Annotated in this window: 14 protein-coding genes; 12 read left to right on the forward strand and 2 right to left on the reverse strand. The window is 39.0% G+C overall.

Annotated features, from left to right (window positions below; genetic code table 11):
- The first annotated feature begins 146 nt into the window (after window positions 1–146).
- From ACPUEN_RS04660 to ACPUEN_RS04670, 3 genes are read left to right on the forward strand one after another with little or no spacing between them, the layout of a single operon-like run.
- Window positions 147–665 (forward strand): DUF4920 domain-containing protein, encoded by a 519-nt coding sequence (locus ACPUEN_RS04660; RefSeq protein WP_425638893.1) that lies wholly within the window; start codon window positions 147–149, stop codon window positions 663–665.
- A 5-nt stretch (window positions 666–670) separates the two neighbouring features.
- A complete protein-coding gene (locus tag ACPUEN_RS04665; protein ID WP_425638895.1) occupies window positions 671–877 on the forward strand; it encodes a hypothetical protein in 207 nt (68 codons plus the stop codon).
- 59 nt (window positions 878–936) lie between these two features.
- Window positions 937–1,311, forward strand: a complete 375-nt coding sequence (locus ACPUEN_RS04670) for a DUF983 domain-containing protein (protein WP_425638897.1) — start codon at window positions 937–939, stop codon at window positions 1,309–1,311.
- Here ACPUEN_RS04670 and ACPUEN_RS04675 read toward each other — a convergent pair.
- Window positions 1,308–2,843: a BCCT family transporter gene (locus ACPUEN_RS04675; protein WP_425638898.1), complete on the reverse strand. Its 1,536-nt coding sequence runs from the start codon at window positions 2,841–2,843 to the stop codon at window positions 1,308–1,310. The genes ACPUEN_RS04670 and ACPUEN_RS04675 overlap by 4 nt on opposite strands.
- A 78-nt stretch (window positions 2,844–2,921) precedes the next feature.
- On the opposite strand from ACPUEN_RS04675, the gene ACPUEN_RS04680 reads away from it, so the two are divergent.
- From ACPUEN_RS04680 to ACPUEN_RS04705, 6 genes are all read left to right on the forward strand, one after another.
- Window positions 2,922–3,302 (forward strand): DoxX family protein, encoded by a 381-nt coding sequence (locus ACPUEN_RS04680; RefSeq protein WP_425638899.1) that lies wholly within the window; start codon window positions 2,922–2,924, stop codon window positions 3,300–3,302.
- Window positions 3,303–3,418: 116 nt separating this feature from the next.
- Complete coding sequence (locus ACPUEN_RS04685) at window positions 3,419–4,096, forward strand: TetR/AcrR family transcriptional regulator (RefSeq protein WP_425638900.1); 678 nt, start codon at window positions 3,419–3,421, stop codon at window positions 4,094–4,096.
- Entirely contained in the window at window positions 4,089–5,798 is a 1,710-nt protein-coding gene (locus ACPUEN_RS04690; RefSeq protein ID WP_425638902.1) for a peptidase domain-containing ABC transporter, read from the forward strand. Before ACPUEN_RS04685 ends, ACPUEN_RS04690 begins: the two co-directional genes overlap by 8 nt.
- A gap of 5 nt (window positions 5,799–5,803) precedes the next feature.
- The gene (locus ACPUEN_RS04695; protein WP_425638904.1) at window positions 5,804–7,159 is read left to right on the forward strand and encodes an HlyD family secretion protein; all 1,356 of its coding nucleotides are present in this window, start codon (window positions 5,804–5,806) and stop codon (window positions 7,157–7,159) included.
- A complete protein-coding gene (locus tag ACPUEN_RS04700; protein ID WP_425638905.1) occupies window positions 7,156–8,544 on the forward strand; it encodes a TolC family protein in 1,389 nt (462 codons plus the stop codon). Before ACPUEN_RS04695 ends, ACPUEN_RS04700 begins: the two co-directional genes overlap by 4 nt.
- 74 nt (window positions 8,545–8,618) lie before the next feature.
- Window positions 8,619–8,903: a DUF1330 domain-containing protein gene (locus ACPUEN_RS04705; RefSeq protein WP_425638906.1), complete on the forward strand. Its 285-nt coding sequence runs from the start codon at window positions 8,619–8,621 to the stop codon at window positions 8,901–8,903.
- 69 nt (window positions 8,904–8,972) lie between these two features.
- On the opposite strand, the gene ACPUEN_RS04710 is transcribed toward ACPUEN_RS04705, so the two are convergent.
- Window positions 8,973–9,608, reverse strand: a complete 636-nt coding sequence (locus ACPUEN_RS04710) for a peroxiredoxin (RefSeq protein WP_425638908.1) — start codon at window positions 9,606–9,608, stop codon at window positions 8,973–8,975.
- 188 nt (window positions 9,609–9,796) lie between these two features.
- On the opposite strand from ACPUEN_RS04710, the gene ACPUEN_RS04715 reads away from it, so the two are divergent.
- The 3 genes from ACPUEN_RS04715 to ACPUEN_RS04725 are packed head-to-tail and all read left to right on the forward strand — an operon-like array spanning window position 9,797 to window position 11,780.
- On the forward strand, window positions 9,797–10,129 hold the full coding sequence (locus ACPUEN_RS04715) for an arsenosugar biosynthesis-associated peroxidase-like protein (RefSeq protein WP_425638909.1): 333 nt from the start codon (window positions 9,797–9,799) through the stop codon (window positions 10,127–10,129).
- Window positions 10,130–10,132: 3 nt separating this feature from the next.
- Window positions 10,133–11,185 (forward strand): arsenosugar biosynthesis radical SAM (seleno)protein ArsS, encoded by a 1,053-nt coding sequence (gene arsS / locus ACPUEN_RS04720; RefSeq protein WP_425638910.1) that lies wholly within the window; start codon window positions 10,133–10,135, stop codon window positions 11,183–11,185.
- A gap of 1 nt (window position 11,186) precedes the next feature.
- Window positions 11,187–11,780 carry a TIGR04282 family arsenosugar biosynthesis glycosyltransferase gene (locus tag ACPUEN_RS04725; protein ID WP_425638911.1) on the forward strand — a complete coding sequence of 198 codons (594 nt, stop codon included), beginning with the start codon at window positions 11,187–11,189 and terminating at the stop codon, window positions 11,778–11,780.
- The last annotated feature ends 42 nt before the right edge of the window (window positions 11,781–11,822 follow it).

Genomic DNA, 11,822 nt, shown 5'->3' on the forward strand with positions numbered 1-11,822 from the left:
TTCAAATCTTTTTCGCAATCGATTTATTTGTAATAGATAGGCTAAATAGGCAGGAATTCCGAATTGCTATAAGTTTGCCAAACATTCGAGCTTTCCTTTTTCTCTCCAAATCTTAGGCGTATTTTTGAGCCTAAATCATTAACGCTATGAAGAAATCATATATAGTTATAATAGGACTAGGAATTGCATTGGCCACTGCCTGTCAAAATCAAAAGGCTGATTCAGCTGCTGAGGAAGTAGTAACGGAAGAAAGCTCAGTTAAAGAAATTCCTGGTAATTACGGAGCAGAACTTGAAGTTGCTGGGGTAGTTTCTCCTGCGGAAATGATTTCTGTGGTAGAGAAGGAAGGAAACTTTGAAGGAAAGATTGCTGGTGAAATTAAAGAGGTATGTACCAAGAAAGGCTGTTGGCTGACTATGGACCTACCAAATGGAGAAAGCATGCGCGTGACATTTAAGGATTATGGTTTTTTTGTCCCTACCACTTCCCAAGGATATCCAATCATTTTGGAAGGCGTAGCTGTATTGACAGAGACAGATGTTGAAACGTTGAGACATTATGCTGAAGATGGTGGAATGAGCAAAGAGGAAGTTGCGGCTATTACTGAGCCTAAGCGTGAAATTACCTTTGAAGCTGTTGGAGTTGTGATTAAAGATAAAGCTTAATTTATATGCCAATAGCGCTTGATAATCTGCGTGTAGGTAGAAAATATCAATTGGTGAATATGGGTGAGGTGCGGCAAGTTGAAATTGTAGCTCGTTTGCGAGGTGCAAATTTCAAAGTCAAGGATCTCGACACCCTGGAATTCTACACTATTGAAGAACTACTTCAATGGGGCATTGGTAAGGATTACGATATAGATGAGATCTATCGCTAGAAGGCTATTTTGATAGCCCTTTCTTATTGGTTATTCGCCATTTTCAATACTAATCAGACATGAGTAATAAAAGTACTATCAAAGCAATTGCAAAAGCAAAATGTCCGCAGTGTCACGAAGGGGATTTATTCTCAGTACCTGTTTACAGCTTTCGCAAATTGTCCGATGTAAATAAATCTTGCTCCGTTTGTGAAGCAAACTTTCATGCAGAACCCGATTTTTTCTACGGAGCAATGTATGTGAGTTATGCATTCTCGGTGGCATTGGTTATCACAACCATGGTAGCATTAAATGTACTGATGGAAAGACCGGCGTTGTGGATGTACCTTACTACTGTGGCCGTTGCGAATGTGATTTTGTTACCAATTATGCTTCGGTATTCCAAAGTATTATACCTCTATAATGTTGGGAAATTGAAATACCGAGGGTATTAATCATTCAAGTATTTTTTGGGTGAAATAAGAATCATCAATAGGCAAACGGATACTAATATTAGAAAAAAAAGTGCCGGTAGCCCTCCAATTACTGATAGAATTCGAACCCCATCGATTCCTGAAAAAGTAATCATAACCCAAGATAAGAAGCCGATTAGGACTCCCCAGATCACTTTCAAATTTGTATCTGATCGAAATGGATCTCCAGTTTGCTTTTTCATACTGATACTTGCCAAAGCATCTGTGCTGGAATCTGCGGCTGTTCCATAGGAAATGAAAATACCAAGGATGAAGAGTTGGGCAAATACTTTGAAATAGCCCATGTCTTCAAAAACCTTATAAATAATTGATTCAGGCCCAGAATTTAGAAATAGATTCTTATAAATAAGAGGATTATCAGCTGCAAAATCCAAGGTAGTTCCTCCGAATATTCCCATCCAAATCAAACAAAAGAGGGCTGGAAAAAACCAGTTTACCAATAGAAACTCTCTGACAGTTCTACCAATGGCTATTTTCCCAAGGAATAGTGCTGTCATTGGTGCCCAGGCCATCCACATGGCAAAATTGAAAGTGGACCAATCGTAGGTCCAAGTATTTCCTGCACCACTCAGCTGTAAGCTGAGGTCTGTGAAGTTGCTGAAGTATTCCCTGAAGCCAATTCCAATTGAATTGAATATTTGGGCTTTTTCTCCTAAAATCACAAATAGGATAGCGATCAGGAAAAAGAAGCCCAAATTAAACAGAGACAGGTTTTTGATCCCTTTTTCGATACCTGTCGAAGCAGAAATTATGAAGGTTATTAAGATTGCGAGCGTAATTAATCCAGTCAGAAAAGTAGGGTCTAGCTCAGGGAAGAAAGCTAAGAACCCTCCTGATAAACTGAGAATTCCTGCACCAAGTGCTGCGGCCATACCGGTCACAAGAGCGAAGAGGCTAAACATATCTAATCCAGTTTCCCAGAATCGATGAGGAGAATTTCCTAAAATAGGTCTAAGCATGATGCCCAGACTAAATCGACTTTTGCCTGAATAATACATTAATGCAAAAACTAAGGCAGGAATTGCATAAATAGCATAGGGTGTAAATCCCCAGTGAAAAAATAAAGCCCCCAAGGCAAAAGCCTTAGCTTCTTCTGAATTAGGTTCAAATCCTCTGAAGTCAGGTGGAAAAAGGAAATGGGAGAGGGGCTCGGCACTTCCCCAAAACAAGATCCCAACTGCTATGGTTGTGCAGAGAACTATTGCAAACCAGCTTAGTCTGTTCAATCTTGGAACAGCACTCTTTCCACCGATTTTATAGTTGCCGAGAGGCGAAAAGAATACGGTGACTGTGAGTAGCGTCATGAGTAAAGAAACCCAGCTGATTCCTAAGGAAAAGTTGATGAGAATGATTTGCTGTATATTCCTGAAAACTGAAATAAAGGTTTCTGGGAATATGATGCTACTGAAAACTGCAACAATTAATAGAATGAAAGGTGGCCAAAAGACCCAATGGCGAACATTAAAACTGAAAAATGTAGTGTTTCTTATCATGAATCAGGAAGATACCGGATTTCGAATTCCTACAAAAATGAGTGAATATTTCGTGTTTAAATCCTAACAGCATCTCCAATGAATAAAATTAAATCCATTGCACTTTATATAATGGCCATTTTTTACATACTAGCTGGTCTCAATCATTTTATTAATCCAGAGGGTTACATGAGATTGATTCCAGAATACCTTCCCAATCATTTCCTTTTAAATTTAATGGCAGGGATATGTGAAGTTAGTTTTGGTATAGGTCTATTAATTCCCAAAGCAAGGCCTCTTGCATCCTGGGGAATAATTATCATGCTTATAGCTTTCATTCCTACTCATGTCTATTTTATACAGCTAAATTCCTGCGTTGAAAATGGACTTTGTTTACCACCTTGGACAGGTTGGTTTAGGTTAGTGATAATCCATCCTTTATTGATTTATTGGGCATACTTATACACTTCTAAGGAGTAAAGAAAATCCCAGAATTTAATAGGATTTCAAAATGTTGTTAGTATTACTAACTTTTTGAAAGATTTGTTAACTTTTTCAATAGATCAGCGTTATGAGGGTAGTCAAAAAGAATTTTTATGGAGAATTTGTTGAATAACATCAAGATGGAGGTGCATGATAATCTCTACCTTAAGGAACCATTCAGCTCTGAGCTGGGTAGTTCTATAGTGCAGGAGGGAGCTATCCTCATTCGTAATTTGGGGATGGAAAATTTTACCTTTAAAAAATTGGCAATCCATATTGGTGTCACAGAAGCAGCCGTTTATAGATATTTTGAAAATAAACACATGTTGTTGCTGTATCTTACCGCCTGGTATTGGGCTTGGATGGAAGTCAATTATGTGTATGCTACTGCAAATTTGGATAGCAGCAAGGCCCGACTTACCATTGCCATGAAACTTATAGTAAATGGCCCGTTTTTCATGAGAAACGCACATTTAGACCCAGAAAACCTACGAAGCATAGTCGTTAATGAATCACTCAAAGGATACTTGACCAAGACTGTAGATGTAGAGCATGAAAATGGAATTTTTGCTCAAGTTTATAATTTCGGTGAGCGTATTTCTGAATTGATTTATGAGATAAACCCCACTTATCCTTATCCAAAAACCTTGGCTTACACAGTCATGGAGGCCAGTTTACTTCATGCATTCAATGCCAAGCATTTACCAGGTATGACGGAGCAGTCCCTGGATTCTAAAAACCGTCTAGTCTTTTTTGAAGATTTAATAATAAAGGCAATTTCTAATGAATAATTCAAATACAACCACTCCGATAAAGCGATTTTTCAATCTGCTGAAAGAGGAAAAGGACCAAGTATATTCTATTTACTTTTATGCAATATTGAATGGTCTGGTAGCGCTTTCTTTGCCACTCGGTATACAGGCGATCTTAAACTTCGTGCTGGGCGGTAGGATCACTACTTCTTGGGTTATTCTAGTTTTGGTGGTTGCTGCGGGGATAGCTTTCGGAGGTTTCTTGCAAATTTCACAACTACAGATCACTGAGAAATTGCAACAAAGAATATTTGCAAAATCAGGTCTTTCCTTGGCTTATAGATTGCCAAAGATCAAGTCAGAGCTTCTACATGGATCTTATGCGCCTGAGATTGTAAATCGTTTTTTTGATACAGTGAATCTCCAAAAAGGTGTCTCGAAAATTTTGGTGGAATATTCTACTGCCCTAATACAAGTGATTTTCGGATTAATACTCTTATCCTTTTATCACGCCACATTTATCCTTTTTGGAATTGTGCTGGTTCTGATATTGATCACAATATTCTATTTCACCAGTCCTAAAGGAATGGCTACAGCGCTGAAAGAGTCCACCTACAAATACGAAACGGCTTACTGGTTGGAGGAAATTGGAAGAACGCTAAATACCTTTAAACTAGTAGGAGGGAATTCGAAGCTTCCCATTCTTCGTGTAGACAAATTGCTCAAGCGATACATTGATTTTAGATCGAATCACTTCGCTGTTTTGATACTACAATACAAGGTTTTGATTGGGTTCAAAGTTTTGATTGTCACCAGTTTGCTCATAGCAGGGAGTTTGTTGCTGATCAATGAGCAGATCAGTATAGGGCAATTCGTAGCGGCAGAGGTGATTATCCTAATGGTAGTTAACGCGGTGGAGAAGTTAATTCTTTCCTTAGAAACAGTTTATGATACGCTAGTGGCTTCTGAGAAACTTGGTCAGGTCATGGATATCGAGCTTGAAGACCACAAAGAGTCAGAGAAGGACATCACGCAGCAGTCCAACGGGATCAAGCTGGCGATGGAAAATCTTGTTTTTCAGCCAAAAGATGTGAGTAAACCTATCGTAAATGGAGTCACACTCACTATAGAGCCAGGAACCAAAGCAGTAATTACCGGCAAAAGTGGCAGTGGTAAAAGTGCTATGCTAGCACTCTTTTCTGGCCTTTATCAGACCTATAGAGGCATAATTAAAATCAATGATCTTTCACTTGAACTGATTCATTTGGATAAGTACCGCTCTGTAGTAGGTGACTGTATGGAATTGCAGCAGATATTCCACGGATCGATTTCCGAAAACATCCTAATAGGAAGAGAAATTGATAAGGGTCAAATGGATTTTCTTATTGAATTGGTTGGTTTAAAGGAGTTTATATACCAATTACCCGAAGATTTGAATACTATATTGCTTCCAGAAGGAAGAGGGCTTTCCAGGAAAATGGCTCAGGCAATTATGCTTGCTAGGGCACTAGTAGGCCAGCCTAAAGCCATAATTTTGGAAAATGCACTGCAGCATCTTGATCAAGATGTAAAGGAACGGGTACAATCTTACTTATTTCGAGGAGATTGGACTTTGCTAATGGTTACCCAAGATAAAGATGTAATCCAATCCGCCAATCAGGTAATCGTGATGGACAATGGGTACCTGCTTTATCAAGGAAATCAATCTGGATATCAAAACTTTTTAAACCCTAACTCATAAGGAAAATGTTAAATATCTCTGAAAATAAAATCTTGGATAGAAGCCATTTTGAGCATGCCGAAAGCCTCAAAATGACTGTTGCGAGCAAGCAAAAGAAAAGGAGAGTTAGGATTCTTTTTGTGTCCTGCTGCGTAGTGTTTCTTATACTCTTCCTTCCTTGGACCCAGTATATCCGCTCCAAAGGCTATGTGACGATGCTACAGCCAGAGCACCGGGCTCAGACTATACAATCGGTAATTGCCGGAAGAATAGAAAAATGGTATGTGAATGAAGGTGTTTTTGTCTCCAAAGGAGATACGATTGTGAGTATCACAGAAGTGAAAGATGAGTATTTCGATTCTTTGCTTCTGCCTAGAACGCAGCTACAAGTACAAGCCAAAAACCTATCTGCGTTGTCTTATAAGGAAAAAGTAAAGGCTTTGGAAAGTCAGATAGAAGCTTTGAAACGAAATAATATCCTGAGAAAAGAGCAGGCTAGAAATAAATTGGAAATGGCCGAGTTAAAAGTGGAATCGGATAGTATTCGGTTTGAGCAGGCCAAAGTAAATTTTGAAATCGGAGTGAGACAATTGGGAAGAGCGGAAAAACTATATGAAGAAGGACTACGCTCACTCACTGATTTAGAAACCCGCAGACTTAAGTTTCAGGAAGTACAGGCTAGTGTCATTGGTGCTGAAAACAGTTTGCTGAGTAGTAGAAATTCCTACATCTCAGCGGTGCTGGAGCTTGATGCGATAGATAACGACTTTAGAGACAAGCTATCTAAGGCAGAATCTGATATGTTCACAGCTCAATCCAGTCAATATGATGCGGAAGGTTCAGCCACAAAACTGGAAAATCAATATTCCAACTATGAAGCCAGAACAGGATTTAGACATATTTTGGCTCCTCAGGATGGATTTATAGCAGAAGCTATTCAAGTGGGATTAGGAGAGACCATCAAAGAAGGTGATCAAATAGTGAATATCGTACCGTCAAATGGTAAACTCGCTGTAGAGATGTTTATCTCTCCGGTAGATTTGCCGCTAATGGAAGTAGGGAAAAAAGTACGGTTCATCTTTGATGGCTGGCCAGCAATTGTTTTTACTGGGTGGCCTAGAATTTCCAATGGTACTTTTGGAGGTGTAATAGTAGCTGTAGATCAGTTTGCAGGCAAGTCTAATCAATTCAGAGTGTTGGTAGCAGAAGATCCAGAGGAGGAGCCTTGGCCATCAGTATTGCGTGTAGGTTCTGGAGCAGATGGAATCGCCCTACTCAACGATGTGCCTGTTTGGTATGAACTCTGGCGTCAATTAAATGGCTTCCCTGCGGATTTCTACACCAGAAAAGAGAAAGAACAAATAGCAAAAGGACAGAAATGAAAAGATTATTTTTTACTTTCTTACTTTTAATCTATGGATTAATTACCTATGGTCAAGATACTGATACATTGAGGTTTGAGTCGTATTTGGAATGGGTGAAATCTTATCACCCTATTTCTGCCCAGGCAGATATTATGCTTACCATGGGAGATATGGAAGTCCGAACTGCAAGGGGCGGTTTTGACCCATTACTGTACGGTAATCTTGACGAGAAAAGCTACGACGAAAAGGCCTATTATGATAAAAGAGAGGCAGGGATTTCTATCCCAACTTGGGCTGGAATAGAACTCAACGGAGCTTTTGAGCAGAATACTGGTCAATACCTAAATCCTGAAAATTCTGTTCCTACTGGAGGATTGCTTTCCGCCGGTGCATCGATTAACCTTGGCCAAGGATTAATATTGGATGATAGAAGGGCTGGCTTAAGAAAGGCTCAGATTTATCAGCAATCTACACAATCTGAACGCCAAAGGCTTCTAAATGAATTGTATCTACAGGCAACCGGAGCTTATTGGAATTGGTCTTTGGCTTTTGCAAATAGGGAATTACAAGCGGAAGGTGTAGAACTAGCCAAAGTTAGGTTTAGGGGCATCAAGATTAGTTTTGAGCAAGGAGATTTTCCTGCTATAGATACAGTTGAGGCTGCAACACAACTTTTGAACAGGGAATACAATCTGCAAAAGGCCGAAAATGAGCTTTTCATGCGCACTCAGGATCTCAATAATTTTCTTTGGGATGATTCTGGAAATCCGATTGCATTAGACGCTCAGATTAAGCCAGAGGAGTTATTTTCGGATCAGCCTCTGCTCCTGAATGAGGAGGAATTGCGGATTTTGATTGCTGATCATCCAGAATTAATGTTAGCAGATTTCGAATTAGCTAGTTTGGATGTAGAAAGACGCCTTAAAGCCCAACAGATTATTCCTGTAGTAAAACTGAAGTATAATTTTCTAACAGAGAATCTCAATCAATTTGATCAGGCAGGCTTCTTTGAAAATAATTACAAATGGGGATTGACTGTTTATACGCCTCTGATGTGGAGAAAAGCTAGAGGAGGCATGCGTTTGGCGGAGGCCAAAATAGATTTTAAACAAAATTCTAGAGACTTGAAAGAACTTCAGCTTCGTACAAAGCTTGAGAATGAAATCAATAGTTGGAATGTAGTGAATGATCAGATTAGCACATACACAAGAAATGTAGCTGCTTTGGAAATGTTACTTCAAGGGGAATTGAGAAGGTTTGAGATAGGAGAGAGTAGCTTGTTTTTAGTCAATAGCAGGGAGGTTTCTGTCTTCAGTTCCCGAGTTACCTTGAATGAATTACTATCTAAAAGAAAAATTACTTATGCCAAGACTAGATTTGCTGCCGGTGTAGGATTTGAGTAAATTAGATACTTGCTATGCTAAATCCAGTATTAGATAGTTACCGTAATTTAAATTGAAACCAAATATCTGATTTTATGCCTGCCTTTGTAATAGTGGAAGTTGATATCACAGATCCTGAAAAGTACAATGTTTATAAGCAACTGACTCCTGCGACAGTGTCTGCTTTTGGAGGAAAATTTGTTCTACGCGGAAATCCTGTAACTGTATTGGAGGGAGAATGGGATCATGAACGACTCGTCATGCTACAGTTTCCTACCAAAGAAAAAGCTGAAGCTTGGTATAATTCGGAAGGATATCAACATGCTAAATCTGTGAGAGAAGGGGCTGCTAAAGCCAAGTTTCTCTTGATAGAATCATAAATTCACTTCGCAAGAATGAATCAACAAAGGCTTCCATTCGGAAGCCTTTGTTGATTCATTATCAGTGAATTATAAGTCTGGCTGTGGGGTGGTTCTCAAGTAAGGTTTGATCACTTTATGTCCCTTTGGGAATTTGGTAGGAATATCCTCGTCCTTTATTGCTGGAGCGATGACCACGTCTTCTCCTTGCTTCCAGTTAGCCGGAGTTGCTACAGAGTAGTTAGCCGTCAACTGAAGCGAATCAATCACCCTAAGTAGTTCTTCGAAATTTCTTCCGGTACTAGCTGGATATGTGATAATCAGCTTGATTTTCTTATCGTTTCCAATCACAAATACGGAGCGAACGGTAAAGTTTTCATTCGAGTTTGGATGAATCATATCATACAATTCAGAAACTTTTCTATCCTCATCACCAATAATTGGAAAGTTCACATTCGTACTTTGTGTTTCATTGATATCGGAAATCCAGCCTTTATGACTTTCTACTCCGTCCACACTCAAGGCCATCACCTTAGTATTCCGCTTTGTAAATTCGTCCTTGAGCTTAGCTACAGTCCCTAGTTCCGTAGTACAAACTGGAGTATAGTCTGCTGGATGTGAAAATAGAATTCCCCATCCATCCCCTAAATACTCGTAAAAATCAAGTTTTCCTGCTGTGGTGTCGGCCGTAAAGTTTGGGGCCGTATCGCCTAGTCGTAATGCCATGTCATTTATTTTTTAAAAGTTCTTTATTAATTCATCAATATAACGCTCCCATATGCTTTCGGTTCATGTATTTCAAAATCTTTGTGAAAAAATCATTTAAGCTAAACCCATTTGGAAAAATGAGGGTTGTAAGTCCAATTACTTCTTTTACTTCGTAAATAAATACTATACCAAAACACCCTTTACTTATGAAAACTTACTACAATCCAGAAGATCTCAAAAAATTTGGTAAAATAGGCGAATTTCAGAAGCCTCTTGCAGACAAGTTTTTTGAATACTATGGAGAGGTATTTGCCGAAGGCGCACTGACTGCCAGAGAAAAATCTTTAATCGCTCTTGCCGTGGCACATGCTATACAATGCCCATATTGCATCGACGCATATACTACAGATACAATGGAGAAAGGCTGTGATGAGGAACAAATGATGGAAGCAGTGCATGTAGCAGCAGCCATCAGGGGCGGAGCTTCGCTAGTTCATGCCACCCAAATGATGAATAAAGTGAAGGAAATTTCAATGTAATAAATGAAATCACTCAAAGCACAACATCACCGACTCTCCAGTTCAGAGGAAGAAATTCAAATTTTGGAAAGCGACATGCCGGGCTTTTCGGGAGATCGGTTTGCTTCTGAACTTGAGAATTCAAATCTATTCCCATTAAAACCTACCCAAATTGAAATACTTCAGATCAATTTGGGGAAAATGTGTAACCAGGTTTGCAAACATTGTCATGTAGATGCAGGACCTGATCGCAAAGAAATCATGACTCGCGAGACGATGAAGGAATGTCTTGAAGTCATCAGAAATCACGAAATAAATACGATTGATCTTACAGGAGGTGCACCTGAGATGAATCCAGATTTCAGGTGGTTTGTAGAGCAGGTAAGAGCTATAGATTCAGATATAACAATAATTGTACGTTGTAACCTTACTATCATTCTTGCGAATCCGAAATACCATGATTTGCCAGAATTCTTTAAAAATAATAAGATAGAAGTTGCTTCTTCCTTACCGTATTTTACAGCGATGAAAACAGATTCCCAGCGGGGAGATGGAGTTTTTGGTAAATCTATCAAAGCACTCAAATTACTCAATGAGCAAGGTTATGGGGTGGAAGGTTCAGGTTTGATTTTGAACTTGGTTTATAATCCTTCCGGTGCATTTATGCCGGCAGCCCAAAGTGGTTTAGAAGCAGAATTTAAAAAGCGCCTTTCAGACAATTTTGGAATTACCTTCAATTCACTTTTCACTATCACCAATCTCCCAATCAGTCGCTTTCTTGAATATTTGCTGAGAAGCAATAATTATGAAGTTTACATGGAAAAGCTGATAGAAAGCTATAATCCAGTAGCTGCAGCTGGAGTGATGTGTAGAAATACCATTTCTGTAGGCTGGGATGGATATTTATATGATTGTGATTTTAATCAGATGCTTGAGCTAAAAGTTTCATCAGAAGATTCACAACACATAAGAGACTGGAATCAGCAATCACTTAATTCACGTGAAATAATCGTTAAAAATCACTGTTTTGGGTGCACTGCTGGAGCAGGTTCAAGTTGCGGGGGAACTACTGCTTAGGATGAAGGATTGTATTCTTATTTTTCAAAAAAATGCTGAGCTAGGTAAAGTGAAAACAAGGCTTGCTGATAGTATAGGGGATCAAGCAGCCTACGATGCTTACCAGCGATTGGTGAAATACACACATAGAATTACCTCGCAAAGTCCAGCTCAAAAACTCCTGTTCTTTTCGAGTTTCTTGGAGCAAGACCTTGCTCAATATCCAACTGATTACAGGTTTGAACTTCAGTCAGGTGATAATCTTGGTGAGAAAATGAAAAATGCCTTTGATCAACTGTTTAAAGAGAAATTTGATCGCATTTTAGTAATAGGAACAGATTGTGCAGAGATAACGTCAGAATTGATTTCTGAAGCATTTAATAAGTTGAATACTCATGAGGTGGTCATTGGGCCAGCGCATGATGGAGGGTATTATCTTCTTGGTATGCAGAAATTTATCCCAGGTTTATTCGAAGGCATACCTTGGAGTACGGATGAAGTTTCTGCATTAACTATGAATTATCTAGAAAGAAATTTCATCTCTTATGCGCTACTTCCTACGCTATCCGATGTGGATTATGAGGAAGATTGGGAAAGGTTCAAAGACAAAATTTAACCTATCTATTTCTCTTATATTTGGTTAAATTAAGAGAAACAA

This window comes from Algoriphagus yeomjeoni (assembly GCF_049821175.1).
Classification (GTDB): domain Bacteria; phylum Bacteroidota; class Bacteroidia; order Cytophagales; family Cyclobacteriaceae; genus Algoriphagus; species Algoriphagus yeomjeoni_A.